Origin of the sequence: Mycobacterium sp. G7A2 (assembly GCF_041902445.1) — a bacterium.
Lineage (GTDB): Bacteria > Actinomycetota > Actinomycetes > Mycobacteriales > Mycobacteriaceae > Mycobacterium.
Map to the genome: position 1 here is coordinate 4805873 of NZ_CP169251.1, position 26055 is coordinate 4831927.

The following is a 26055-nucleotide window of genomic DNA, read 5'->3' on the forward strand; positions in this document are numbered from 1 at the left end:
TCGGTTGTCGATCCCTCGCGCGAGCGATCGTCACTTGTAGCGGTACACGATGCGGCCGCGGGACAGGTCGTAGGGAGACAGCTCCACCACGACGCGGTCCTCCGGGAGGATGCGGATGTAGTGCTGCCGCATCTTTCCGCTGATGTGGGCGAGGACCTTGTGTCCGTTCTCCAGCTCAATGCGGAACATCGCATTGGGCAGAGGTTCGACAACACGGCCCTCGACCTCTATGGCACCGTCTTTCTTGGCCATACTCTGTAGCGATCCTTGCTTTCGTTTCGTATCGGCTTGTTGGCCTGCTCAGCCTCATCGGCCTGGTCAGCACAGCCTTCGGTCCGACTTGAAAACGTGGGCCGGATCTGGAGAATTCCCGGGAATTCCCGACAGGGCACGCAAAGAAGTCGGCGCGGTAGCCGCACCGTTGGTCCATGCTACTCCGAGAGCGTCCGGGCCCAAAATCCGCTGACCAGCGGTCCCGGCACGACAAACCCAGCCGTGGTCACCCGCAGTCGGGGTGGGCCTGGCGATACGCCTCGACCGCGGTGGGCAGCGTCATGAAGATCAGGTCGGGCCCGATGCGGTCGAGAAGCCCCGCTGCGGCGAGCGCGTCGCGCAGATCCTGTTTCACTCTCGCCATCGCGAACACGATGCCGCGCCGCTCGCACTCGGTTCGCAGCTGTTCCAGCGCGTCCAGAGCGGTCAGGTCCACCTCGACATTGGATTCCGCGTTGAGCAGGAACCAGCGCACGGGTCGTGGCGAGTCCTCGATCGCCGCCAGGGCGCGGCGACGGAAGTCGGCGGCGTTGGCGAAGAACAGCGGCGCGTCATAGCGGTAGACCAGCAGTCCGGGCACCACCGTCGCCGCCGGATAGTCGTCGACGTCGTGCATTCCCGGCAGGCCGGGCACCAGGCCCTGGACGCTGTCGTGGGCGTGCGCCAGCCGGCGCAACAGGTCTGCCACCGACAACCCGATCGCGACCAGCACGCCGTTGAGCACCCCGAAGACGACCACCGCCGCGGTGGTGGCCAGTGCGATCACCAACTCACTGCGGCGGAAGCGGGCCAGCCGGCCGAACTCGGCGACGTCGACCAGCTTCGTGGCGGCGAAGACGACCAGCGCTCCCAGCGCGGCGGACGGGATGGCGGCCATGACGCCTCCCCCGAAGACCAGCGCGGTGGCGAGCACCCCGAGCACCACCAGCGAGTAGACCTGGGTGCGGGCCCCTGCGGCGTCGGCGAGCGCGGTACGGCTGCCACTCGAGCTGATCGGGAATCCCCGGAACATCCCGGCGACGAGGTTGCACACCCCCAGCGCACGCAGCTCGGCATGGGGGTCGATGTCCTCACCTCGGCGCGAGGCGAAGGCCCGCGCGGTCAGCACGTTGTCGGAGAACGCCACGACGGCGATCCCCAGTGCGGGGACGACGAGGTCGCCGAGCATCTCGCCGGACAACGCAGGCCAGTCCGGAACGGGCAGTCCTGCCGGGATCGCGCCGACGACGTCGACCACGTCGGCGCCGTTGCGGGACCCCGCGAACAGCGCGACCGCGGCGGTCGCCGCGAGGATGCCGATCAACGGGCCGGGAAGGCGCGGCGCGCGAGAGTCGAGCGCGAAGATCACCGCCAGCACCGCCGCGCTGAGTGCCACTGTGGGCCAGTGCAACTCGGGCACCACGGTCACGAAGGTGCGCACCTGCTCGATGACCGAGTCGCCGGAGACCGTCACACCGGTCAGCCGGCCCAGCTGGCTGGCCACCATCATCGCGGCGATGCCGGCCAGATATCCGACCAGCACCGGCCGGGAGAGCAGGTTCGCCAGGAAACCCAGCCGGAGCAGCCCGGCGACGACGCAGATCACCCCGACCAGAAGCGCCAACGTCGCGGCGTGTGCGGCGTAACGGCCGGGGTCGGCGGAACCCACCACCGGCACCAGCACCGCTGCCGTCATCAGCGCGGTGGTGGACTCGGGACCGATGGACAGCTGGCGCGACGAGCCCAGAAACGCGTAGATCACCAACGGAGGCAATGCGGCCCACAAACCGGCAACGGGAGCGAGCCCGGCGAGGGTGGCATAGGCGAGGGCTTGCGGCACCAGATAGGCCGACACCGTCAGACCGCCCAGGACGTCGCCGCGCACCGCGGTACGGGGGTAGCCGCGGAAGTTGGCCAGCCCGGGTACGACCTGCGTCACCCACCCGGCGCCGATCATGGCCCTCCTCGGCGTGCGGCCCTCCCCGGTCCGGATCGACGTTAGATCATCCGGCGCTGACCGGTAGAGGCATTTGGACCCTGCCGCACGGTGACGTATGCCTCCGGCGCCGGTCGTCGCTGCGCCATACCGTCGATCCAGGTTCGCCGGCACTGCCGGATCGTCGGTTCGAGGAGGTCATCATGGCATCACATCGAGGAATCGTGGTCGGGGTGGACGGCTCGCCGGAGGCCGAATCGGCCGTCGAATGGGCCACGCGGGAAGCGCTCCTGCACGGGGTACCGCTGACGCTGGCCCACGTTCTGCCCACCGCGCAAGCCCTCACCTGGTACGAGGTGTCGGTATCCGGTGAACTCGACGAGATCGCGCAGCGCCGCGCCCGCGAAATCCTGCGCCAGGCAACGCTGGTGGCCGAGCAGGCAGTCGCCGACGACGGTCCGATCACGATCAGCGAACACGTGGAAGAAGGCAACGCCACGAAGACGATGGTCGACATGTCCAAGGACGCGCAACTGCTCGTGGTCGGCAACCGGGGACTCGGCCGGGTGGGCCGGGCTCTGCTGGGCTCGGTCAGCTCCGGCCTCATCCACCACGCCCACTGCCCGGTGGCGGTGGTCCACGAGCAGGCCGACGCGACGATGCAGTCCGAGCAGGCCCCGGTCGTGGTGGGTGTCGACGGGTCGCCGGCGTCGGAGACCGCGGTGGCGGTGGCTTTCGACGAGGCGTCCCGGCGGGCGGTGCCACTGGTGGCGGTGCACGCCTGGAGTGACCCCACCATCTATGCGTTCCCCAACGAAGAGTGGATGACGTTGCGCCCCCAGGCCGAGGAGCTGCTCGCCGAGCGGTTGGCCGGCTGGCAGGAGCGCTACCCGGAGGTGCAGGTACGGCGCGTGGTGGTGCGCGACCGGCCCGCCCATCAGCTGCTCGAGCAGGCCGAGTCCGCCCAGCTCGTCGTCGTCGGCAGTCACGGCCGCGGCGGTTTCGCCGGCATGCTGCTGGGTTCGGTGGGGACCGCGGTGGCCCAGTCCGCCCGGACGCCGGTGATCGTTGCACGCTCCAGCTGAACCGGGCGATCTGCTCGCCTCCGCCGACGCGGCGCTGCACCACGCCTCGACCCGGGTCCCCACCGCTGATGAGCTGACCCCGGTCGACGCGGCGCTCGACGCCATGCGGGGCCGCCGGTTCGACAGCGCCGCAGCGGTGGCCGTGCTCGACGGCCGGCACCTGGTGGGCGTCGCCACCATCGAACAGTTGTTGGCCGCGCCTGCCGGCGCCTGCCTGCGTGACGTCATGGATGCCAACCCGCCGGTGGTCGCCCCGGACACGGACCGCGAGCACGCCGCGTGGCAGGCCGTGCAGCGTGGGGAGCCAGGGCTGGCGGTGGTCGACGAGGACGGTCGCTTCCGTGGACTGATCTCGCCTCAGCAGTTGCTCACCGTTCTGCTCCAGGAACACGACGAGGACCTGGCCCGCCTCGGCGGCTTCCTCAGCGATGTCGAGCATGCGCGGTCCACCAGCGTCGAGTCGATCGGGCGGCGATTGTGGCACCGGTTGCCCTGGCTGTTGATCGGGTTGCTCGGGGCCATGGTGTCGGCGGTGTTGATGACGGCGTTCGAGGCGCAGTTGTCGGCCGACCTCGCGGTCGCCTATTTCGTCCCCGGCATCGTCTACCTCGCAGACGCGGTGGGCACCCAGACCGAGACGCTGGCGATCCGGGGGCTGTCGGTCGGGGTCGGGATCCGCCGGATCACCGGCCGTGAAGCGCTGACCGGGTTGTCGATGGGTCTGCTGCTCGGTGCTGTGATGTGGCCGCTCGTCGCTGTCATGACGGGCAACGTCGCGCTGGCGCTGGCGGTTTCGGTGGCGATTCTGGGAGCGAGCACGGTGGCCACCGTGGTGGCGTTGTGTCTGCCGTGGCTGCTGCACCGCCTCGGCAAGGACCCGGCGTTCGGTTCGGGACCACTGGCCACCGTCGTGCAGGATCTGCTGTCGATCCTGCTGTACTTCGCCGCGGTCTCGGTGTTCCTCGGTTGAGCCGGTCGTCATAGAGTCGCCCATAGCGGCCGGGTCATCCGGCCCGACGCCCGTAGACAGCGAAAGGAAGCCCCTGATGACTGACGCCGCCGAGAGCACGGAGATCGTTGTCGGGGTTGATGATTCGCCGTCTTCGCAGGCAGCACTCGAGTGGGCAGCCCTAGACGCGAAGCTGCGCCAGACGGCACTGGTCGTCGTCTACGCAGCCACCCTGCCGATGGGGACGTGGCCGATCGCGCCGGTGCCGACCGGCATCATGGACTTCCAGCGTCAGATCGGCCAGGACATCCTCGACGACGCCACGACGATCGCCAGAGAGATCACCGGGGACTCCGTCCCCGTCTCCGCCGAGTTCGCCGTCACCACCCCCACGGCCGCGCTGGTGGAACGCTCCAAGACCGCCGGCCTCGTCGTGGTCGGCACCCACGGCCGCGGCGCCCTCGGCCGGATCTTCCAGGGCAGCGTCAGCACCGGGTTGGTGCACCGCGGTCACGGCCCCGTGGCGGTGATCCCGGAGATGGAGAACGAACCCGATCCCGCGGCGCCGGTCGTGCTGGGCTACGACGGATCGCCCGCCTCGCAGCCGGCTATCGCGTTCGCCTTCGACGAAGCGAGTCGTCGCGGCGTGGAACTGGTGGTGGTGCATGCCTGGTGGTCACCCGGCGCCTTCGAGATGCCCGGTTTCGACTTCGAGGAGGTGCGCTCCGCGGTCGACGCCGAACTGACCGAACAGCTGAGCCCGTGGCACCAGCGCTACCCCGATGTGACGACACGACGCGTGGTGGTCGTCGACCAGCCCGCCCGTCGCCTCGTGGAACAGGCCGAGTCCGCCCAGTTGCTGGTGGTCGGCAGCCACGGCCACGGCACCGTCGCAGCGACACTTCTGGGGTCGGTGAGCAGCGCGGTGGTGCAGGCAGCCACGGTGCCGGTCGTCGTCGTGCGGCCCCGCTGAGCGAAGCACTCTCACAGCTAGGGACGAAAGTCCCTACGGATAGCCGTCGACCGGGCCTGGCAGCAGCCGCGTCGGCTTGAGACGGTACAGAAGTGAACACCGACGCAGTGACGGCGAACGCGCACCACGGTCTCGCCGCCCACGAGGTCGTGCTGTTGTTGCAGACCGACCCCCATCGGGGGCTGACCACCGAGGTGGCCGACGAACGGCTGAAAGAGTTCGGGCTCAACACTCTTCCCGCGCCGCGAGGGGCCGGCCTGGTCACCCGGGTACTTCGCCAGTTCCACCACCCCCTGATCTATGTGCTTCTGGTAGCCGGCGTCGTGACCGCCACGCTGCGCGAATATGTCGATTCGGTCGTGATCTTCGCCGTGGTGGCGGTCAACGCCATCGTCGGATTCGTGCAGGAGACCAAGGCCGAAACCGCCCTGCAGAGCCTGCGCTCCATGGTGCGCACCGAGGCCAAGGTGATTCGCGACGGCCGCGAACGCACCATCGGCTCCGATCAGCTGGTGCCCGGTGACCTCGTCCTGGTCGAGGCCGGCGACAAGGTGCCGGCCGACGTCCGACTGATCCGGGAGAGCGAACTGCGCGTGGACGAGTCCGCGCTCACCGGGGAGTCGGTGCCGGTGGACAAGACCGAGGTGATGCTGCCGGAAGCCACGCCGGTGGCCGACCGCTGCAACATGGTCTATTCCGGGACGCTGGTGACCGCCGGTTCGGGAGCCGGGATCGTCGTGGCTACCGGTTCGGAGACCGAGATCGGTGAGATCCACCGCCTGGTCGGCGCGGCCGAGACGCTCGCCACGCCGCTGACCGCCAAACTCGCCTGGTTCAGCAAGATCCTGACGATCGGCATCCTCGCCCTGGCCGCTGCCACCTTTGCCCTCGGTTTGGCGCGCCGGCAGGACGCAGTGGAGACCTTCACCGCCGCGGTCGCGTTGGCGGTCGGCGCCATTCCGGAAGGCCTGCCGGCGGCGGTCACCATCACACTGGCCATCGGTGTCGCACGAATGGCCAAGCGACGTGCGGTCATCCGGCGGCTGCCCGCGGTCGAGACGCTGGGCGGCACCACAGTCATCTGCGCCGACAAAACCGGCACCCTCACCGAGAACCAGATGACGGTGCGCAAGGTGTGGACTCCACAACGTGCCGTGACCGCAACCGGATCCGGCTACGCGCCCACCGGAGCACTCCTCACAGGTGACGGCGAGCCGATGCCGGTCGACGCCGACGAGTCGTTGCGCTGGACGCTGGTCGCCGGTGCCGTGTGCAATGACGCCGCACTCTCGCCCGACGGGCCACGGTGGCAGATCGCCGGCGATCCGACCGAGGCCGCGATGCTCGTGGTCGCCGCGAAGGCGGGCCTGGCGATCGAGGACCTTCGGAACGACTTTCCGCGGGTGGGGGCGATCCCGTTCAGCTCCGAACGCCAGTACATGGCCACCCTGCACCAGTCCGCACGGCACCGTCACGTCGTGCTGGTCAAGGGTTCGGTCGAGCGCCTGCTCGAGTTGTGTGAACGACAGATGGATGCCGACGGCACGCTACGCCGCGTCGACCGATCCGCGGCGGTGGCTGCGGCCGAAGCGCTGGCCGCCGAGGGGTTACGGGTCCTCGCGTGCGGAGTGGCGGTACCGGCCGATCCGTCGCGCTTCACCGAGGCGCAGATAGCGGGATCGATCACGTTCACGGGCCTGCAGGCCATGCTGGATCCGCCGCGGGACGCGGCCGCACCGGCGGTCGCGGCCTGCCACTCCGCGGGTATCGCGGTGAAGATGATCACCGGCGACCATCCGGGTACCGCCAGCGCGATCGCGGAGTCCGTGGGCGTTCTCGCCCCGGGAGGGCCCGGACAGCGGTCGGTGATGACCGGCGCGCAACTCGCCGCGTCGAGCGCGGACGAATTCCCCGACCTCGTCGACGAGGCCAGCGTCTTCGCGCGGGTTTCCCCCGAACAGAAGTTGCGCCTGGTCGAAGCTCTTCAGGCCAAAGGACATGTCGTCGCGATGACGGGCGACGGCGTCAACGACGCACCGGCGTTACGGCAGGCCAGCATCGGTGTGGCGATGGGCCGGGGTGGCACCGAGGTCGCCAAGGACGCAGCCGACATGGTGCTCACCGACGACGACTTCGCCACCATCGAGGCCGCGGTCGAGGAAGGCCGCGGGGTGTTCGACAACCTGACCAAGTTCATCACGTGGACGCTGCCCACCAACATCGGTGAGGGACTGGTGATCCTGGCGGCCATCGCGATGGGGGCGATGTTGCCGATCCTGCCCACCCAGATCCTGTGGATCAACATGACCACCGCCGTGGCGCTCGGCCTGATGCTGGCCTTCGAACCCAAGGAGGCCGGAATCATGACGCGGCCGCCACGCGATCCCGGTCAACCGTTGCTGACCCGAGCTCTGATGGGCCGAATCCTTCTGGTATCAAGCCTGCTCGTCGCGGGCTCCTGGTGGTTGTTCGAATGGGAACTGGCACAGGGCGCTTCGCTGGCCGAAGCGCGCACCACGGCTCTCAACGTGTTCGTCGTGGTCGAGGCGTTCTACCTGTTCAGCTGCCGATCGCTCACCCGCTCGGCCTGGCGGATCGGCCTTTTCACCAATCGGTGGTTGATCGTCGGCGTCGCTGTGCAGGCTGTCGCGCAGATGGCGATCACCTATCTGCCGGTGATGAACACGATCTTCGATACCGCCCCTCTGGACGCCGAGGTCTGGCTACGGATCTTCGGCATCGCCGTCGTCGTGAGCCTGGTGGTGGCGTCCGAAAAGTGGCTACGCGCCCGCAGCAGCACGGTTCGTCGAATCTAGGAGTACCGCGGGCGCACCCGCACCTCGGTGATCGCGTTGCGGTCTACGGCAGTGACATCGATGCGGTAAGTCCCGACTTCGACGTGGTCTCCCGGCTCTGTCGGGATGCGGCCCAGGACCGACAACACCAACCCGGCGATGGTCGTGTAGTCACCGCCGGGGAAGTCGGTGACATCGATACCGACGTCGACGAGATCGTGAACGGGGAAGGTGCCGGGCAGTATCCGGCTACCGTCCGACAGCACCCGTGCCGATCGGATGTCCTGGTCCGCTTCGTCGTAGATTTCGCCCACGATCTCCTCGAGCAGATCCTCGAGGGTGACGATGCCCGCCACGCCGCCGCGTTCGCCGATCACCAGCGCGAACTGTTCGCGTTCGGCGAGCATCCGGTTCAGTGCGGCGGTGACCCGGACACTGTCGGGCAGGCTCAGCACCGCGCGCGCCACGTCGGAGACCGTGCCGTCGGCACCGAGTAGCTCGCGCAGGTGTACCACTCCGACAGTGTCGTCGAGCTCGCCGGCGGCCACGACCGGCGCCCGGGTGTGCCCCGACTCCGCGAGCTCGGCACGCGCCTGCACCACCGGCATGTCCCCGTTCAGCCGGAACACCGCCGTGCGTGGCACCACCACGTCGCGCAGCGGACGTTCGTGGATCTCCAACGCACCCGAGATGATGGTGCGCTGCTCGGCGGTCAGGCCCCCGTGGCTGGTGATCAGTTGCCGCAGTTCCTCGAAGGTCAGCTCTTCGCGCCCCCGATGCGGGTCGCCGCCGAGCACGCGGACCACCACATCGGTCGCCTTGCCCAGCAACCACACGATGGGCCCGGTGATCGTCGCAAGGGCGCTGAGCGGCGAGGCGACCAACGCTGCCCAGCGCCGGGAGTGCTGCATCGCGAGACGTTTGGGTGCGAGCTCACCGACCACCAACGTCGATGCCGTGACCACCACCGTGACGATGGCGATACCGACCGGTTGCGCTGCGCCGCCGAGGAATTGGAGTTGGGCGGTCAGCGGTTCGGCGAGCGTGACGGCGGCGGTCGCCGAGGCGAGGAAGCCGGCGAGCGTGATACCGAGTTGGATGGTCGCCAGGAACCGATTGGGTTCGCGCGCCAGACGCACGACGAGCCGATCACGATGCTTGCCCCGGCGTTCCAGCTCACGCAGCTGCCCTTCCCGCAACGAGATGAACGCCGCCTCGCTGCCGGCCAGCAGCCCGTTGACCAGAACGAGGAACGCGACCAGTGCCAGGTCGAACCAATATCCGTCCATCGCTCGCTACCCGCGAACCGTCATGCTGGTCACGCTTAGCAGCCTGCTGGGCCGCCGCCTGCGGCGCAAGTATGCGCCTCCGGCGAGGCCGGGCCGGACAATGCCTCAGCGGTGGCGGATCGCTGCGTCCACCTCGTCGGCGGGAAGCTGCTTGGTGCAGAAGAACCAGTCCTCGCACTCCACCCCGTCGACGCCGCCGGTCATCCGGTCGTCGGCCGTCCCACACGAGCCGGCCGGCGGCACGATCACGGCGTCGCCGGGGCGCCAGTCCGCCGGGGTCGCGACCTCGAAATGGTCGGCGGTCTGCAGTGCCTTGACCACGCGCAGCAGCTCGTCGAAGTTGCGGCCCAGACTCAGCGGGTAGTAGATGATGGCCCGGATCACGGCCTTGGGATCGATGACGAACACGGCGCGAACCGCCTTGGTGGAGTCCTCACCCGGCATGATCATGCCGTACTTCTGCGCGATCTCCATCGACACGTCGTCGATGAGCGGGAACGTCACTTCGACGTCGCGCATGTCACGGAACGCGATCTTGTCCTTGATGGTGCGCAACCATGCGATGTGGCTGTAGAGACCGTCTACCGACAACCCGACCAGCTCGGTGTTGTAGGCCGCGAACTCTTTCTGCATCGAGGCGAATGTCATGAATTCACTGGTGCACACCGGGGTGAAGTCTGCCGGATGGGAGAACAGGATGACCCACCTGCCGACGTAGTCGGACGGAAAACTGATGTCCCCTTGGGTCGTGCTTGCGGTGAACGACGGTGCGGGGTCACCGATTCGGGGCATTCCCGTGACGGGGATCGGTGTCTCGATGGCGGTCATGAATGCTTCCTCTCTGCGCGATCACTACTGATGAACTATACCCTATGGGGTATCCGACGATAGGGTCCAATGACCCGACCTGAACAGCTCGGTTGTGTGATGCCACACAGTGGGAGGCAGTGTGCAACCGATACGCCGACGGGCCCTGTACGGCGACGAAATCGGCTGCGAAGAAAGGTCTGAAGTCCCTCACAGCGACGACCAACTGCTCCGGATCCGCGAGGGATTCCTGAATAGAGTGAAGCTGCAACGAAGCGGGGACGGGAGAGCCACATGACCGACATGTCATCTCATGGCGTCGTGGTAGGGGTCGACGGGTCCGCGTCCTCGGCCGCCGCAGTGACCTGGGCCGCGCAGGACGCGCAATCGCGGGGCGTGGCCCTGAGCCTGGTGCATGTGGTGCCGCCGATCGTGCTGCCGTCGTCGCCGATGCCGGACATGCCGGCGAGCTATGCGCGGGCTGAGGAGGATCGGGCACGTCGCATCGTCGACGACGCCCGCAAGTTGGCTTGCGAGGTGGCGCCACAACACATGTCGCGAGTCAACACCGAGGTGATCATGGGGCCGATCGTCCCCACACTGGTCGACATGTCGAAGTCGGCCGCGCTGGTGGTGGTCGGCTGCCTCGGACAAAGTGCCGTGGACCGTGCGCTGTTGGGTTCGGTCAGTTCCGGACTGGTCCATCATGCGCACTGCCCGGTCGCGGTCATCCACACCGAACACACTCCTTCCCCACGGGATCCCGTCCTGGTGGGTATCGACGGTTCACCGGCGTCGGAACGGGCCACGGCGATCGCGTTCGACGAGGCGTCCCGCCGTGGCGTCGACCTGGTTGCGCTGCACGCGTGGACGGACATGGGCCCCCTCGAATTCCCGAGTGTCAACTGGGCGCCGATCGAGTGGCGCAACATCAAAGAGCGCGAAGAAGAGGTGCTCTCCGAGAGGCTGTCCGGCTGGCAGGCTCAGTACCCCGACGTGGGAGTGCAACGGGTGGTCGTCGCCGACCGGCCGGGCCTGCGGCTACTCGAACATGCCGGCCGCGCCCAGCTCGTGGTGGTGGGCAGCCATGGCCGCGGCGGCTTTTCGGGCATGCTGCTGGGGTCGGTGAGCAGTGCGCTCGTGCACTCGGCGCAAGTTCCGGTGATCGTCGCGCGGCAGGACTGATTCGCCTCAGCCGGTCTGGGTGTCCGGACGACCGGACCGGTCGGCGGGGTCGGCTCCGATGACCAACCCCGACTGGATCAGGGCGTCGGTGACGAACTGCTGCACCGGACGGGACTGGAAGAAGCCCGCGTGACCGCCTCGGTACCACTCGATCTCGGGCCGGCCCCAGTGGTCCCACAGCCTGTTGACCTGCTCGCGCGGATGAACCACCTGATCGGCGAGACCGGCATAGATGAAGCGGCCGGACATCGGCACCTTCGGTGTCAGCGAGAGCGGCGAGATCATTCGGCCGAGCGGAGTGGCCAGCGCGATGGTCTCTCGACGGGGATCGTCCTGCGACAACCCCGAATGCCGCCCGAGCAGTTCGATCAGGTCGGCGACCGGAACACCGAGCACCGCGCAGGTCAGGTGGTCGTCGAGGCTGGCCACGAGAGCGGCGACGAAGCCCCCCAGCGACAACCCGTAAATCCCGATCGAGGCGTCGGGTTCCTGTGCCCGGATCCAGCCCAACACGCCCCGGACATCCCAGACGGCGTTGGCCGTGGCGTGGATGTCGTCGAGCACGTCTTCACCGGGGAACACAGCGCCTTTGGGCAGCCCCTTCGCACGGGGACCGTGCAGGGGCAGGACCGGGAGAACGACGTTGAGCCCGAGCCTTTCGTGCAGGTACCACGCCCGGAACAGCGCCAGGTCGATCGCCGCCCGGCCCATTTCGGTGCCGTGAACGCACACCAGCCACGGCCGAGGCTCGCGGTGGCGCAGCATCAGACCGTAGCCATGACTGACCGCCTGGTAGCCCAACCATCTGTCGGCGCCGGGCTCGTCGCGACGCGGGCGATAGCCGCTGTTCCAGCGCAGCCGAAAATACGACCGGTTTCGACGCTGCACCGGGCGGACCTCCAGCTCGTCCAACCGCCCCGGGGCACGAAAGAACCCCTTCGGCTTGTCCAGCCATCCACCGGCGCCGTAGAACTCGAGCGCCGCCAGGACCTCGGCGTGGATACGTTCGAACGCCTGGGGATCGCTGACCGGACGGCGCGCCCGCAGGCCGAGCAGGACGACTTCGTCGCGCAGGGCCTCGGCGGCCAGCGCGACGGTGGGCCGGGCGATCGGCATCTGCTGGGGCCCGTCGTCGAGATAGTCGCGCCACGACCGTGCGTAGTACCTTCCTGTCCTGGTCAAAGGCCCAATGACGTTGCGCACGGGAGCCGAACCAGGCACGCGGTCGACGACGGAACGCCGCAGTGGCCGGCTCGATCCGGCGGCGTCGCTGGAATCCATTCCCCCGACGCTAGCGGCAGGCCTGGGACGCCCACAGGAGTCCTTGGTCACACGGCGGGTGACCGCCTGGCCGAAAATCCGGCATACGCTCCACACATGGTCGGGTACGGAGCCCGCGAGGTTGCCTTCGAGTCCGGCGGGTCGACGATCGCCGCTGTGTTCTACCGACCGGACCGACCGGGGCGTCATCCGTGCGTGGTGATGGCGCACGGCTTCTCCGGGACGATGGACTGGATTCTCCCCGACTTCGCCGCAGTGTTCGCCGCCGCCGGGTTCGCCGTGCTGACGTTCGACTACCGCCATTTCGGCGCGAGCGAGGGCCGGCCGCGGCAACTGGTGGATTCGCAGCGCCAACTGGCGGACATCCGCAGCGCGCTCGCCCACGTTCGGTCTCGCGATGACGTGGACGCCGATCGTGTCGCCCTGTGGGGGACCTCGCTGGGCGGCAGCCACGTCATCGTCATCGCGGCCGAGGACCCCGGGTTGGCAGCGGTGGTCGCCAACGTGCCCGCTCTCGACATGTACAGGGGTCTGCGGGGGCGCTACAGACCACCGCATTTTCACCCCGGCCCCGCGCGCAGTGCGCTGGCCGCGGCGCGACTGGTGGGTTCGGCCCTTCTCGACGCGGCTCGGGGACGGCTCGGAGCGTCACCGCACTACCTGCCCGTCTACGGACGTCTCGGCCATGCCGCGTTCAGCGATCCCGCGCTGGCGGGCCTGTTCCGACAGGTCGAGCAGGGCTCTCCCCGCTGGCGTAACGAGTTCACCCCGCGGTTCCTGTTTCACGCTCCCCGGTACCGAGCCGGCTCGGTCGAGAAGATCCGCTGCCCACTCCTGGTGACACTGGCCCGTGACGATTCGGAGGTGTCATCGGCTTTGGTGTTGCAGAAGGTGGGCCGGGCACAGCATCCCGAGATCCGGATATACCCGGTCGGGCATTTCGACATGTACCACGGTGCCGTCCGCGACGAGGTCGCCCGGGACCACCGCGACTTCCTGCTGCGTCACCTGATGCCGCTTACTGCTCGGTGATGCTGCGGTTCACCAACTCCAGCGCATCGTCGAGATGCCTGTCGGCCTGCTCCAGTGTGGAGGCGAACTCGCCGTCGTAGTTGTTCAGCGATCGCTGCAGCACCGAGAGGCACATGTGCGCCGCGGCGTGGGCGTCGCCGGCGGCCGCAGTCAACTCCGCGGTGACGTACGGGTCGGGCGCCGGCAGGTGCGCGGGAACCGCCACCGCCGCGGCGTCGTGCATCCGTTGGCACGCCGATGCGACCACCGTTGCGTCCAGCTGCTGCATGGCGCGGGTCGTGTCGTTGACGCCGGTTTCGAGATCGTGGACGGCCGGGTAGGCGCTCGACCACCATTCGGCCAGTGCAGTGCGGTCCGCGGGCGTGAGGCGTGCCGTGTCGTCCGGGTGATCGGACAGGGTGACGGCGAGGAACGCCGACGTCAGTACCACGGTGCCGACCACCGTCGCGGCGATCCACACAGAAAACCGGCGGTACCAGGGGCGGTTTGCGGGCTCCAGCCACGCGTCGAGCTGCGCCCCACACGCCGGGCAGGTGCCGGGGTGCCCGGCGTGCGCACCCGGCGGCGACGCGGACTGGGTCATCTCGATGTCACTTCGACGTTCGAGACGCGATGTAGGTGCTGACCACCGCCATCACGGCGATGATGGCGGCGATGAGCACGGCGGCGGTCGGCCAATCCATGGCGCCCTCCCGAAGCGATCGATACGAAACCCCGTCACGGACGACGCTATGACCGTGACAGCCCTGGCATCAGGGCCGTAGGTCCCGTCTTCGCGGCGGATTCGGGTCAGCACCGTGGGACGGACAGGTACAGCGCTGCGAGGGCGGCACAGAGCGCATGACCTCGTCGACGTGCTGACCGCATCCCTGCCAGCCCGTCTTTCCGCAGACGGGACACGTGGCCGGATAACACATGGGAAACCTCCTCGGTGATCGAGCGGGTCAGACCCGCGCGTCGGCTTGGCGCTCGGCGATCGTGGCGCGCACCTGCGCCATGTCCAGTCCCTGAACCTGTCCGATCAGGTCCTCCAGCGCAGCGGGCGGCATCGCACCGGCCTGGCTGTAGACCAGGACTCCCTCTCGGAATGCCATCACCGTCGGAATCGACTGGATGCCGAGGAGTGCCGAGAGCTGCTGCTCGGCCTGGGTGTCCACCTTGGCGTGCACGACATCTGGGTGGGCCGCGGCGGATCGCTCGAAGACGGGGGCGAAGGCGCGGCACGGTCCACACCACGAGGCCCAGAAGTCCACGAGGACGACAGGGCTTTCCGTGATGGTGGCTTCGAAGTCGGCGAGGGTGAGGTTGCGGGTGTTCATCGGTTGATCCTGTTCTCGTGTCGGTATTTTCGGTCAGGCACTCACGTGCGCGTCGGCCCAGGCGTGGTAGCCGCCCTCGAGGTCCGAGACGGTGTCGAACCCTTCGGCGCGCAGCAGCGAGGCCGCGACGCTGGAGCGCCACCCGCCGGCGCAGTGCACGACGATCGGGCGCTCTTTCGGGATGTCGGCCAGCCGCATCCGCAGGTTCGCCAGCGGCATCGGGATCGCGCCCGGGATGCTGCCCGCCTCGACTTCGCCCGGGTTGCGGATGTCCACGAGGGTGACGGCATCGTCGGTGAGCATGCGGTCCAGCTCGGCCACCGTGACGCGGGGCGCGGTGCGGACCAGATCGGCCAACTCGGCGGGGAACCCACCAGCGCGACCCACCGCGAAGTAGCCGATGACGTTGTCCGACCCCACCCGGGCCAGCCGCAGCGCGGCTTCCTGCTCCTCCCCGGGATAGGCGATCAGCGCGATCCTGTCACCGATCCCGGCCACCATGCCCCCGGTCTCGGCGAAGCGGCCGTCGAAGCCGACGTTGACCGAACCCCGGAGGTGGCCCGCGGCGAAGTCCTCGACGCTGCGCGCATCGACGACGCGCACCCCGTCGGCCAGCGCCTGGCGGATCTGCGTCGCCGTCAGCACCGGGATACTGCGGTCCTGGACCAGAAGCGGGTGGACGCGCTTGTTCATCGCGGCGTCGACCGAGAAGTACGCCGGCGCGGCGGGTTGACCGTGGGTGACCAGTTCGACGAAGTCCTGCTCGGACATCGGCTGCACCGACGGATTGGTGCGGCGCTGTTCGCCGATGGTCGAGGTCAGCTCGGTGGACAGATTCTTGCCGCAGGACGATCCGGCGCCGTGTGCGGGCATCACCGTGACGCTGTCGGGCAGCCTCAGCAGCTTGTCGTGGAGGGTGTGATACATCGCCCTGGCCAGATCGCTGGTCGAGCTGTCGCCGATGTTGACCAGGTCGGGGCGCCCGACATCGCCGATGAACAGCGAGTCGCCGGTCAGCACCGCGGTGGGCACGGCGTCGGGGTGCTCACGCACGAGCACGCTGATCGATTCCCAGGTGTGACCGGGCGTGGACAAGATCTCCAGATCGACCTCGCCGAGCGACAGATGCTCCCCATCGGCCAGGCGGCGAATCGGGTAGTCGGTTTCGGCGGCTTCACCGAAACCGATCCACGCTCCGGTCGCCTCGACGAGTTCGAGATGCCCCGAGACGAAGTCGGCGTGGAAGTGGGTGTTGATGACCCCTTCGATGGTCAGCCCGTACCTCTGGGCATCGGCGAGATAGTCGGTGATGTCCCTGCGCGGGTCGACGACGATCGCGCGACCGGTGGACTCGTCGCCGATCAGATACGACGCGTGTGACAGGCATTCGATGTAGTACTGCTCCAGAACCATCGGATTTCCCTTCCTGACGTGGTGGGCGGCGAGAACGTCGCTCGCCTATATACCCCTATGGGTATTATGAGCACCGGTTCCGCCGTTGCTATTCCCGCTTGACTATACCCCCTAGGGTATGTATGAATGATGTCAGTTTATACCCCTATGGGTATCTTGAGAAAGGATTCACCGATGACCGCACCGATGCCCGCCATGATCGATTCGGCCGAACTGAACCGGCGCCTGGCTTCTGCCGCGCCCCCGCGCGTGCTCGACGTCCGTACCCCCGGCGAGTTCGAGACCGTCCACATGCCCGGCTCGTACAACGTGCCGCTCGACCTGCTGCGCGAACACCGCGACGAAATCATCGCCCACGTGGACGAGGACGTGGTGCTGGTGTGCCGCTCCGGGCAGCGCGCCGCCCAGGCCGAGGAGACCCTGCGCAAAGCGGGGTTGCCCAACGTGCACATCCTCGACGGGGGGATCACCGCCTGGCAGACAGGAGGATTCGTGGTGAACCAGCGCGGCCAGCGCTGGGACCTGGAACGTCAGGTGCGTCTGGTGGCCGGGCTGATCGTCGCCGTCAGCATCCTCGCCAGCATCCTGGTGCCCGGGCTGAAATGGGTGGCCTTCGCCATCGGGGCCGGCCTGACCTTCGCCGCCGTGACCAACACGTGCGCAATGGGCATGCTGCTGGCCAAGCTGCCCTACAACCGCGGCGCAAGCTGTGATCTGCGCACGGTGGTTGCCCAGTTGGTGGACGCGAAATGACTGCCATGATCGCGCTGACGGTGGGCCTGGCCGTGCTGGTCGGCGTCTCCCTCGGCTTGCTCGGAGGCGGCGGATCCATCCTGACTGTGCCGCTGCTGGCTTATGTGGCCGGCATGGACGCCAAGCAGGCCATCGCGACATCCCTGCTGGTGGTCGGGGCCACCAGCGCCGTCGGCGCCATCTCCCACGCCCGGGCCGGCCGGGTGCAATGGCGCACCGGCCTCTTCTTCGGCATCGCCGGCATGGCGGGCGCCTACGGCGGCGGCCTGCTGGCCCGCTTCATCCCGGGATCGGTGCTGCTGATCGGTTTCGCGGCGATCATGATCGCCACTGCCGTGGCGATGCTGCGCGGCCGAAAGGACGTCGACCCCGGTGCCGCGCCGTCGTCGTTGCCCGTCGGCAAGGTCGTGGCCGAGGGCCTGGTCGTCGGCCTGGTCACCGGCCTGGTCGGTGCGGGCGGCGGCTTCCTCGTCGTGCCGGCGCTGGCCCTGCTCGGCGGGCTGCCCATGCCGATTGCGGTCGGGACCTCACTGGTCGTGATCGCGATGAAGTCGTTCGCCGGCCTGGCCGGATACCTGTCCAGCGTGCAGATCGACTGGGCGCTGGCCGGTGCCGTCACCGCGGCAGCCCTGGTCGGCGCGCTCATCGGCGCGCGCCTGACCGCGGTGATCGACCCCGACTCCCTGCGCAAGGCATTCGGCTGGTTCGTGCTGGCGATGTCCTCGGTGATCCTGTGGCAGGAGGTGGGCCCGGCCGTCGGCGCCGCCACCGCCGCGGTGGTCGCCCTCGCAGGGGCAACCTCGCTGGTCTGTGCCCGGTACGCGCGGTGCCCGCTGGCGCGGTTGGCCGGGCGGCGTGACACCACTGCCGCAGCGACGTGACCCGGGGAGAATACCCCGGGGCGTACCATGGAGTCATAGTGACAGAAAGGAGTGACCGCCATGACCGGAGATGAAGACTCCACCGCAGCGGTGCTCAACCGGCTTCGCCGCGCCCAGGGACAGCTGTCCGGCGTCATCGCGATGATCGAGCAAGGGCGCGACTGCAAGGAGGTCGTCACGCAGTTGGCGGCGGTGTCCAGGGCGCTCGACCGGGCGGGATTCAAGATCGTCGCGACCGGGTTGCGGGAATGCGCCACCGGCGACACCTCGGACGCCGGCAAGCCGATGACCGAAGACGAACTGGAGAAGCTCTTTCTGGCGCTAGCGTGACACCACAGGCCGAAGAAACGTACTTCCCCGAAAAGGAGATCCCATGGGATTCGCACTGTCCACCGTGCTGCGCACCTCCTTCGACGACGCCGTGACCCGCACCCGAGAAGCACTCGCGGCGCAAGGATTCGGCGTGCTCACCGAAATCGACATGCAGGCCACCCTGAAAGCCAAGCTCGGTGAGGACATGGAGCAGTATCTGATCCTCGGCGCATGCAACCCCCCGCTGGCCCACCGCGCCGTCGACGTCAATCGCCAGATCGGTCTCCTGTTGCCCTGCAACGTCGTTGTGCGCGCCGACCCGTCCGATGAGGCCGCGGTGCTCGTCGAGGCGATGGATCCGCAGGTCCTCGTCGACGTCACCGGTGAAGAGCAGGTGAAGCCGGTCGCCGACGAGGTCGCGGCCAAACTGCGCGCGGCCATCAACTCGCTGCAGAACTGACGTCGTCGCCGGGGTCGGGGCCGCCGGCGCGTCCCGCCAGGCCCAGCACCTCGCCCCAGCGTGACTCGACTTCGTCACGATGGTCGAAACGACTGGAGACACCACTGGTCAACGAGATCAGGGCGCGGCTCAACGCCGTCGCGCCGATGCCCGTCTGACGGGCGGCCTCCGCGATCTCCGCGAACGCCGTTGCGGCCGAACAATGTCGACGCCCCATCAGTACTCCGACGGCGGTATCGAGTTCGGTGCGGGTGGACTCGGCACGCATCATGACGCTCCTCACGCCGACCCCATCGCGGAGCGGTCGGCGAGGTAGCCGATGACGTCGTTCAGCGTGCGCAACTTCCGGTAGTCGGCTTCGGGAATGTCGACACTGAACCGCTTGTGCAGGCCGACCAGGAAGTTCAGCCAGTCCATCGAGTCGAGGTCGACCTGGTCACGAAGCAGCGCGTCGTCGCGAATCTCGTCCGGCTCGACTTCGGGAGCGATCGCGGTCAGCACCGCCAGGACCTCGTCGCGGATGCCAAGGTGGGTCTGCGTCATCTCTTCTCTCACTTCTCCAGGAGTTCCGGTTGCTGCAACAGGTCGTTGATGGCGCTGAGGAACAGCGCCCCCCGGTGCCCGTCACTGGCCCGATGGTCGGCCGCCAGCGTGGCCTGGACGGTGGTCGCGATCCGGATGCCGCCGTCCACCGCGCACACCCGCTGGGCCGGCTTACCGAATCCGACCAGCGCGACCTGCGGTGGATAGATCACGCCGAAAACGGTCGCCGATCCCTGATCGCCCAGGTTGGTGACCGTGATCGTCGGGTCCGACATCTCGGAGCTCCGCAGCGAGCCGGCGCGGGCGCGCGCCACCAGGTCGGTGAGGTCGGCCATGAGCTCGTCGAGATTCTTGGCGCCGACTTCGTGGATCGCCGGCGCCACCAGGCCGCCGCCGCGCAACGAGATCGCCACCCCGACGTGCACGGCGTCAGCCGCAACGAACCGATCGTCGCGCCAGAAGCCGTTGAACTCCGAAAACCGTTGCGCCGCCATGCCGACCGCCTTGAGCAGAAGGACCGCCGGTAACGCCCGCTCGGTGATCGGCCGAGCGGCGTTGCGCTCACCCAGCCACGCCATTGCCGAGTCCATCACGACCTCGTCGGCCAGATAGTAGTGCGGGATCTCACGCTTGGACCTGCTCATCGCGGCCGCGATGGACCGGCGCATCTCCACAGCCCGGTCTGCTGGGGTGCGCCCGCGCAGGGGCTTCTTCGCCTCGGCCGCAACGTGTTCGACATCCCTGATGGTGACCGCACCCTGCGGGCCGGAACCGGTCACGGCATCGACGTCGACGCCCAGCGTGTGGGCAAGACGGCGCGCCGCCGGCGAAACCCACCGGCGGTGTGAGGTTGCCGCGGGACCCGCGGTCGGAGCCGGCATGATCTCCCCTCGAGCCGGCTCGACGACCGCGGGTGGCTCAGGGACGGTCGCGGGTTTCACAGCAGGTGTCTGACCGGGGCGCTCCCCGGGCTCGAGCAACGTCGCCAGCGGCGTCCCGACCTCTACGGTCTGCCCCACCGGCACCAGCAGCTCCCCGACCGTTCCTTCGTGCCAGCACTCGACTTCGACTGCCGCCTTGGTCGTTTCGACGACCGCGACGACCTGACCGCGCTCCACCGTGTCACCGGGGGAAACCAGCCACTGGTCGAGCGTGCCTTCGTCCATGTCCGAACCGAGGGCCGGCATCGTGAACTCGATCACGGCTGCCCACCCATCGTGGTGCGCACCGCCGCGACGATGTCGTCACGCTGCGGCAACGCCGCCTGCTCCAGATGCTTCGCGTACGGCATCGGCACCTCCGCGCTGCAGACACGGGCGATCGGCGCGTCGAGGTCGAAGAACGCGTTCTCGGCGATCTGGGCACTGATCTCACCGGCCAGACTCCCTGTCCGCCATGCTTCGTCGACCACGACAGCGCGATGGGTCTTGCGCACCGAGTCCAGGATCGTCTCGGTGTCCAACGGACGCAGCACCCGCAGATCGATGACCTCGCAGTTGATTCCGGCCAGAGACAGCTCGTCGGCGGCGTCCAGTGCTTTGGCCAGACAGCCGCCGTAGGCGATCACCGTGACGTCGGAGCCCGTCCGGCGCACGGCCGCCGAGCAGATGTCCTGCGCCGCCAGCGTGTCGACATCGGCAGCGGTGTTGTACAACGTGACGTGCTCGAACACCACGACCGGATCGGGGTCGGCCAGCGCGGAGGCCAGCATCCCGTACGCGTCCTGCACCGTCGCGGGGGCAACGACTTTGATGCCCGGGATGTGCGCATACCAGTTCTCCAGGCTGTGCGAGTGCTGAGCCGCCAGCTGCCGTCCCGCCCCGGTGGCCATCCGCACCACCAGCGGAACCGAGAATTGACCTCCGGACATGTGGCGCAGCGTGGCGGCCGTGTTGACGATCTGGTCCAGGGCCAGCAGGCTGAAGTTGACGGTCATCACTTCGACGATCGGGCGGAGTCCCCCCAGCGCGGCACCGATTCCGACCCCGACGAACCCCAGCTCCGACAGCGGTGTGTCCCGCACCGGTCGGGGCCGAATTCCTCCAGCAGGCCTTTGGACGCCGCGTAGGTGCCGCCGTAACGGCCGACGTCCTCGCCCATCAACACCACGCGGGGGTCGTCGCGCAGTGCGTCTCGGAGCGCGTCGTGGACTGCGGTGCGATATGTCGTCTTCATCGCCGAACCTCCGCTGCCGGGGTGAGCACATCACGTTCCAGGTCCGCGACGTCCTCCCACGTGCCGGCGTCGGCGAAGGCCACGGCCGCATCGACCTCGGAGTCGGCCGCCTGCTCGAGGTCGGCGATGTCCTGGGGAGCCAGCAGTCCGTCGCGTAGGCACCGATCGGTGAACAGCGTGATCGGGTCCCGGGTGCGCCATTCCTCGACCTCGGCCTTGCCGCGGTAGAGCTCGGGGTCGAACATCGAGTGAGCGCGGAAGCGGTAGGTGCGGAACTCCAGGAAGAAGGGGCCGCCCGCGGTGCGGATGGAGTCGACCGCCTTCGCTGTGGCGTCATGGCATGCCGCGACATCCATTCCGTCGACGGTCAACGTCGCCACGTTGTAGGCGGCAGCCTTGGCGGCGAGATCGGTCTGGGACTGGGCACGTTCGAGCGCGGTGCCCATCGCGTACAGGTTGTTCTCGCAACAGAACAACACGGGGAGTTGCCACAGCGCCGCCATGTTCAACGATTCGTGAAAGGCGCCCTCGGCGACCGCACCGTCACCGAAATAACACCCGGTCACGCGGTTTCGCTGCTGCATGGCGTCGGCGAGTGCCAGTCCGACGGCCAGCGGCAGTCCCCCGGCGACGATGGCGTTACCGCCGTAGAATCTGCGGTCGGCGTCGAAGAGGTGCATCGACCCGCCACGGCCCCGCGAGCAGCCCTCCTGCTTGCCGAACATCTCGGCCATGATCGACGCCATGGGCACTCCGCGCAGCAGCGCGTGCGCGTGTTCGCGGTATGTCGCGACCACCGCATCGTCGGCGTCGAGGGCCCGCAGCGATCCCGCGGCCACCGCCTCTTCCCCCACGTACAGGTGCAGGAACCCGCGGATCTTCGTCTCACCGTAGAGTTCGGCGCACTTCTCCTCCATGCGACGCACCCGGACCATGTCCGCCAACAGCGGCCGGGCCAGCGGGTCGGCGCTCATGAGCGCACCTCCTGCACATCGGGACGCTCGACCGTCTCGATCGTGGACGTGTCGCCCTCCGGGAGCCCCAACTCTCGGGCCTTGAGCAACCGCCGCATGATCTTGCCGCTGCGGGTGTGCGGCAGCGCGTCGGTGAACTCGATCTGTTTGGGGGCCACTGCCGTGCCCAGTCGGGTGCGGGCGTGCGCCATCAGTTCTCGGCGCAGGTCCTCACCGGCCGTGTAGTCGTTCTTCAGCGTGACGAAGGCCTTGACCACTTCACCCGACGTGGCGTCCGGGATGCCGATGACCGCCGCTTCAGCGACGGCGGGGTGGTCGGTCAGCGCGTTCTCGACTTCGAACGGTCCGATCAGATGTCCCGCTGATTTGATGACGTCGTCGGCGCGGCCGACGAACCAGAAGTAGCCGTCCGAGTCCCGGCTGGCCAGGTCACCCGACAGGTACAAACCGTCGACGAAACTGTCGCGATAGCGCTGCTCCTGATTCAGGTAGCCCCGGAACATCGACGGCCACCCCGGCTCGAGCGCCAACTCCCCGTCGACGCCGGGTTCGGTGACCACGGCGACGGTCCCGTCGTCGCGGCGGTGGACGATGTACGCCTCGACGCCGGGCAGCGGGCGGCCCATGGAGCCAGGCTTGATGTCGAAGGCCGGGGTGTTGGCGATCATGATGCCGCCGGTCTCGGTCTGCCACCAGTTGTCGTGGATGGGCAATCCCAGTACCCGCTGGCCCCACCAGACCGCCTCCGCGTTGAGCGGCTCGCCGACACTGGCGATGAAGCGCAGCTTCGGGAAACGGAACCGCGAAGCGAGTTCGGGACCGGCTTTGATCAGCATGCGGATCGCGGTCGGTGCGGTGTACCAGATCGTGACGCCTTGGCTCTCCAGGATGCGGTACCAGCGCTCGGCGTCGAAGTCCGCTTCGTCGACGATGGAGGTCACCCCGTGCAGAAGCGGCGCGATGACCCCGTAGGACATCCCCGTCACCCAGCCCGGGTCCGCTGTGCACCAGTAGATGTCGTCGGGATGCAGGTCCAGCGCGTACCTCCCGGTGACATAGTGCATCGTCACCGCGCCGTGCACATGCAGGGCGCCCTTGGGTGTGCCGGTGGTGCCGCTGGTGAAGTGCAGCAACGCCGGATCCTCGGCGGTGGTGACCTCGATCGGGGCCTCGGGGCCGGCCGCGTCCAGCAACGGCCAGAATCCCAGCGTTCCGGGAACGGCGTCGTCGGCATCGCCATCGATGATCAGCACGTGGCGCAGCGACGGCACCCGGTCGCGGATCGTCGCGACCTTCTTGCGGTACAGCGCCTTGGTGGTGACCAAGACGTTCGCTTCGCCCAGGGTCAGGCGGGTGGCGATGGGCTCGGGTCCGAAGGCCGAGAACAGGGGCGAGACCACACTTCCGTTGCGCAATGAGCCGAGAATCGCGACGTAGAGCTCGGGGCAGCGGCTGGTCAGCGTGAACACCCGGTCGCCCTTGCCCACACCCAGGGCGCGCAGGACGTTCGTGAATCGGTGCGCCCAGCCCGCCAATTCGGCGTAGCTGAGATCTCGGGTCTGCACGGCACCGTCCGAGCCCGCGGCGGAGACGAACCGCAATGCGGTCCGCGTGGCCGCCGGACCGTGCACATGCCGATCGAGCGCCGCGAAGGCGATGTTGCACCCGCCGCCCTCCATCCCTTCGCACACGTCGGGTGCGTCCTGCCACGCGAACCTCGCCCGCGTTCCCTCGTAATCCGTGAAATTCGGTTCCACGCGCCAGTCATCGGCGCGTTTGTGGATCACATTCATGGCAGGCTTCCCTAATTCTGCTGCGGCACAACGCCGGTTTGCAGGGCGGCACCGATGTTGGCCATGACCCTGTCCAACAGGGCCTCGTAGGCGGTCCCGTCGTCGTGGAGCTGGTCGTATCCGCGGTGGCGCAGAAACGCGTCGAGTCGGCGGTCGATGGCCAGCCCAGGTAGATCTCGCCGGCGAACTCCGAACGGAGGAACTGCCAGGCGACGTCGTCGAGCGCACTGCGGACCCCGGCTGTGTGGTCGGTCGATGTCATCGTCACTCCTGTCGACAGACGAACCGAACCCATCGTTTTCCAGCCGGGTGCCCGGCAATAGAGACGAAAGTCACATCCCGGAGATCGGATGCCTTTGGTCCTTACAGGACAGTCCGCTCGGCCCTGACGCGCGACTTCGGGGCCCGGCGACCATGTGGGCATGTCTCGCGACACGATGAGCCCGGTGCGCGACGCGGTGCGGACGTTCAACAAGCACGTGCTCAACCCGATGATGGTGCGGGCCGCCGGACGCAAACACTGGTATGCAGCGCTTGTCGAGCACGAGGGGCGTTGCTCCGGCAGGAGGTACGCCACCCCCGTCGTGGCGGACAAGGTCGCGGGCGGGTTCCTCGTCCCCCTTCCCTACGGAACCACCGTCGACTGGCTTCGCAACACCCAGGCGGCCGGCGGCGCAACGATCACGTCCAAAGGTGACACGTACGAGGTGGCGGGTCCGACGATCGTCGACGCCTCGACGGCAGCTGGTCTGCTCCCGCCCGGTCGACTGCGTGTTTTCCAGCGCTTCGGGATCGATCACTTCGCCAGGTTTGCTCTGGCGTCCGACCTCACCGGGCGGGATCGAGACCAGTGAACGCGTCCGCATACTCGTCGACCCACCGGGACTCGTCGTACTGCGACGGGTAGCTGTGCCGCCACGCCTCGAACACCTGGACAGAAACGAATCGGATTCCGGCGAGCTCAGCGGTGACGCGCCACGATCACCGGAGCCCGGGCGTGCTCGGCGACCGCCGCACTGACCGATCCGAGCAGGGCGCCGCTGACGCTGCCACGACCGTGGCTCCCGAGCACGATGAGCTGCGCCCGCTCGCCTTGCCTGAGGAGTTGGCGTACCGGATTCCAGAACCGCACCAGGTGGTGGACCCGGACGGCGGGATGTTGTGTCCGCAACGCCGACAGCGACTTCGTCAGGATGGCCTCGGCCGCCTCGACGAGCAACGGGTCACGCTTCCCGCCGGCCGGTGGCGCCTCGGAGTCGTGACAGACATGCATCGCGAGCAGATCCACACCGCGCCACGCCGCTTCGTCGAACGCGATGACCGCGGCGAGGTTCGAGGCGCGGGACCCGTCGACACCGACCAGCACGGGGCGATGGTGTGGCGACGGGTGGCTGGGCTCCTCCCGGACGACGGCCACCGGGCAGTGCGCATGCTGGATGACGCCCCGGCTCACCGGGCCCAGCCCGCGCCGATGCCGACCGGTGACCCCGTGGCCGCCCACCGCGACCAACTGGGCCGACCTGGACAGCTCCGCAAGTGCCGCCACCGGTCTGCCGTGGCACAGCACGGAACGGACCTTCCGGTCCCCCTCTCCGCTCTCCGCGGCGGCCGCGACCGAGCGGGCGAGCACGCCACCGGTGTCGCGTTCGGCGAGTTCGCGAACCGCGTCGGGTGCCCGGCCGGTCGGCCACGACCAGGTCGCGACCACGGTGTCGTCCGCGTGGTTTCCGACGACGTGCGCGACGGTCACGTCGACGTTTCGGAACGCGGCGGCCCGGGCGGCCCATTGCGCCGCCACGAGCGCGTTGGACGATCCGTCCGTGCCGACCACAACTCCATGAGCGGCGG

The 26055-nt window shown here is 68.3% G+C and carries 25 protein-coding genes and 1 pseudogene; 11 read left to right on the top strand and 15 right to left on the bottom strand.

The features are described from left to right. Window positions 1-30 precede the first annotated feature (30 nt). Both infA and ACEWX3_RS22785 read right to left on the bottom strand, forming a co-directional pair. The gene (gene infA, locus ACEWX3_RS22780) at window positions 31-252 is read right to left on the bottom strand and encodes a translation initiation factor IF-1 (RefSeq protein WP_003418601.1); all 222 of its coding nucleotides are present in this window, start codon (window positions 250-252) and stop codon (window positions 31-33) included. A gap of 247 nt (window positions 253-499) precedes the next feature. Further along, on the bottom strand, window positions 500-2209 hold the full coding sequence (locus ACEWX3_RS22785) for a SulP family inorganic anion transporter (RefSeq protein ID WP_374157768.1): 1710 nt from the start codon (window positions 2207-2209) through the stop codon (window positions 500-502). 182 nt (window positions 2210-2391) lie between these two features. Between ACEWX3_RS22785 and ACEWX3_RS22790 the strand changes: the two genes are divergently transcribed. The 4 genes from ACEWX3_RS22790 (at window position 2392) to ACEWX3_RS22805 (ending at window position 8011) form a co-directional block, all read left to right on the top strand. Then, window positions 2392-3273, top strand: coding sequence for a universal stress protein (locus ACEWX3_RS22790; protein ID WP_374157769.1), 882 nt, complete (start codon window positions 2392-2394; stop codon window positions 3271-3273). Beyond that, window positions 3257-4243, top strand: coding sequence for a magnesium transporter (locus ACEWX3_RS22795; RefSeq protein ID WP_207065588.1), 987 nt, complete (start codon window positions 3257-3259; stop codon window positions 4241-4243). Before ACEWX3_RS22790 ends, ACEWX3_RS22795 begins: the two co-directional genes overlap by 17 nt. 76 nt (window positions 4244-4319) lie before the next feature. After that, window positions 4320-5195: a universal stress protein gene (locus tag ACEWX3_RS22800; RefSeq protein WP_374157770.1), complete on the top strand. Its 876-nt coding sequence runs from the start codon at window positions 4320-4322 to the stop codon at window positions 5193-5195. A 92-nt stretch (window positions 5196-5287) separates the two neighbouring features. After that, window positions 5288-8011, top strand: a complete 2724-nt coding sequence (locus ACEWX3_RS22805) for a cation-transporting P-type ATPase (protein ID WP_374157771.1) — start codon at window positions 5288-5290, stop codon at window positions 8009-8011. Here the strand turns inward: ACEWX3_RS22805 and ACEWX3_RS22810 are convergent. Beyond that, entirely contained in the window at window positions 8008-9279 is a 1272-nt protein-coding gene (locus ACEWX3_RS22810) for a hemolysin family protein (RefSeq protein WP_207065592.1), read from the bottom strand. The genes ACEWX3_RS22805 and ACEWX3_RS22810 overlap by 4 nt on opposite strands. A gap of 105 nt (window positions 9280-9384) precedes the next feature. After that, window positions 9385-10107, bottom strand: coding sequence for a peroxiredoxin (locus ACEWX3_RS22815; RefSeq protein ID WP_374157772.1), 723 nt, complete (start codon window positions 10105-10107; stop codon window positions 9385-9387). A 273-nt stretch (window positions 10108-10380) separates the two neighbouring features. Between ACEWX3_RS22815 and ACEWX3_RS22820 the strand changes: the two genes are divergently transcribed. Continuing rightward, window positions 10381-11271: a universal stress protein gene (locus tag ACEWX3_RS22820; protein ID WP_374157773.1), complete on the top strand. Its 891-nt coding sequence runs from the start codon at window positions 10381-10383 to the stop codon at window positions 11269-11271. 6 nt (window positions 11272-11277) lie between these two features. On the opposite strand, the gene ACEWX3_RS22825 is transcribed toward ACEWX3_RS22820, so the two are convergent. Then, window positions 11278-12462: an alpha/beta hydrolase family protein gene (locus ACEWX3_RS22825; protein WP_374159926.1), complete on the bottom strand. Its 1185-nt coding sequence runs from the start codon at window positions 12460-12462 to the stop codon at window positions 11278-11280. A 186-nt stretch (window positions 12463-12648) separates the two neighbouring features. Here ACEWX3_RS22825 and ACEWX3_RS22830 point away from each other — a divergent pair, with 186 nt between their 5' ends. After that, window positions 12649-13584, top strand: a complete 936-nt coding sequence (locus ACEWX3_RS22830) for an alpha/beta hydrolase (RefSeq protein WP_374157774.1) — start codon at window positions 12649-12651, stop codon at window positions 13582-13584. Here ACEWX3_RS22830 and ACEWX3_RS22835 read toward each other — a convergent pair. The 3 genes from ACEWX3_RS22835 to ACEWX3_RS22845 all read right to left on the bottom strand — a co-directional run bounded on the left by ACEWX3_RS22835 (window position 13571) and on the right by ACEWX3_RS22845 (window position 16316). Next, entirely contained in the window at window positions 13571-14167 is a 597-nt protein-coding gene (locus ACEWX3_RS22835) for a hypothetical protein (RefSeq protein WP_207065595.1), read from the bottom strand. The two genes, ACEWX3_RS22830 and ACEWX3_RS22835, sit on opposite strands and share 14 nt — an antisense overlap. A 361-nt stretch (window positions 14168-14528) precedes the next feature. After that, window positions 14529-14903, bottom strand: coding sequence for a thioredoxin (gene trxA / locus ACEWX3_RS22840; protein WP_207065596.1), 375 nt, complete (start codon window positions 14901-14903; stop codon window positions 14529-14531). Window positions 14904-14936: 33 nt separating this feature from the next. After that, complete coding sequence (locus ACEWX3_RS22845) at window positions 14937-16316, bottom strand: rhodanese-like domain-containing protein (protein WP_207065597.1); 1380 nt, start codon at window positions 16314-16316, stop codon at window positions 14937-14939. A gap of 174 nt (window positions 16317-16490) precedes the next feature. Here ACEWX3_RS22845 and ACEWX3_RS22850 point away from each other — a divergent pair, with 174 nt between their 5' ends. Genes ACEWX3_RS22850 through ACEWX3_RS22865 form a run of 4 tightly spaced genes read left to right on the top strand, consistent with a single transcriptional unit; the run spans window position 16491 to window position 18722 of the window. After that, window positions 16491-17069 carry a rhodanese-like domain-containing protein gene (locus ACEWX3_RS22850; RefSeq protein WP_207065598.1) on the top strand — a complete coding sequence of 193 codons (579 nt, stop codon included), beginning with the start codon at window positions 16491-16493 and terminating at the stop codon, window positions 17067-17069. A 5-nt stretch (window positions 17070-17074) separates the two neighbouring features. Beyond that, window positions 17075-17950 (top strand): sulfite exporter TauE/SafE family protein, encoded by an 876-nt coding sequence (locus ACEWX3_RS22855; RefSeq protein WP_207065641.1) that lies wholly within the window; start codon window positions 17075-17077, stop codon window positions 17948-17950. Between the two features lie 60 nt (window positions 17951-18010). Further along, window positions 18011-18280, top strand: coding sequence for a metal-sensitive transcriptional regulator (locus ACEWX3_RS22860; RefSeq protein ID WP_163673220.1), 270 nt, complete (start codon window positions 18011-18013; stop codon window positions 18278-18280). A 43-nt stretch (window positions 18281-18323) separates the two neighbouring features. Further along, window positions 18324-18722 (top strand): DUF302 domain-containing protein, encoded by a 399-nt coding sequence (locus ACEWX3_RS22865; protein WP_207065599.1) that lies wholly within the window; start codon window positions 18324-18326, stop codon window positions 18720-18722. On the opposite strand, the gene ACEWX3_RS22870 is transcribed toward ACEWX3_RS22865, so the two are convergent. The 6 genes and pseudogenes from ACEWX3_RS22870 to acsA form a co-directional block, all read right to left on the bottom strand. Beyond that, window positions 18703-18990 (bottom strand): ANTAR domain-containing protein, encoded by a 288-nt coding sequence (locus tag ACEWX3_RS22870; protein ID WP_374157775.1) that lies wholly within the window; start codon window positions 18988-18990, stop codon window positions 18703-18705. The two genes, ACEWX3_RS22865 and ACEWX3_RS22870, sit on opposite strands and share 20 nt — an antisense overlap. Window positions 18991-19001: 11 nt before the next feature. Continuing rightward, window positions 19002-19265 (bottom strand): acyl carrier protein, encoded by a 264-nt coding sequence (locus tag ACEWX3_RS22875; protein ID WP_207065601.1) that lies wholly within the window; start codon window positions 19263-19265, stop codon window positions 19002-19004. Window positions 19266-19273: 8 nt separating this feature from the next. Next, on the bottom strand, window positions 19274-20467 hold the full coding sequence (locus tag ACEWX3_RS22880) for a dihydrolipoamide acetyltransferase family protein (RefSeq protein WP_374157776.1): 1194 nt from the start codon (window positions 20465-20467) through the stop codon (window positions 19274-19276). Then, window positions 20464-21440, bottom strand: a pseudogene (locus ACEWX3_RS22885) (alpha-ketoacid dehydrogenase subunit beta). The gene ACEWX3_RS22880 and the pseudogene ACEWX3_RS22885 overlap by 4 nt, the downstream one beginning before the upstream one ends. Further along, complete coding sequence (gene pdhA / locus ACEWX3_RS22890) at window positions 21437-22414, bottom strand: pyruvate dehydrogenase (acetyl-transferring) E1 component subunit alpha (protein ID WP_374157777.1); 978 nt, start codon at window positions 22412-22414, stop codon at window positions 21437-21439. The pseudogene ACEWX3_RS22885 and the gene pdhA overlap by 4 nt, the downstream one beginning before the upstream one ends. Next, window positions 22411-24207 carry an acetate--CoA ligase gene (gene acsA, locus ACEWX3_RS22895; protein WP_374157778.1) on the bottom strand — a complete coding sequence of 599 codons (1797 nt, stop codon included), beginning with the start codon at window positions 24205-24207 and terminating at the stop codon, window positions 22411-22413. Before acsA ends, pdhA begins: the two co-directional genes overlap by 4 nt. 422 nt (window positions 24208-24629) lie before the next feature. Between acsA and ACEWX3_RS22900 the strand changes: the two genes are divergently transcribed. Further along, window positions 24630-25061 (top strand): nitroreductase, encoded by a 432-nt coding sequence (locus ACEWX3_RS22900; RefSeq protein ID WP_221349406.1) that lies wholly within the window; start codon window positions 24630-24632, stop codon window positions 25059-25061. 107 nt (window positions 25062-25168) lie between these two features. On the opposite strand, the gene ACEWX3_RS22905 is transcribed toward ACEWX3_RS22900, so the two are convergent. Beyond that, the gene (locus ACEWX3_RS22905; RefSeq protein WP_374157779.1) at window positions 25169-26038 is read right to left on the bottom strand and encodes a universal stress protein; all 870 of its coding nucleotides are present in this window, start codon (window positions 26036-26038) and stop codon (window positions 25169-25171) included. Window positions 26039-26055: the final 17 nt, after the last annotated feature.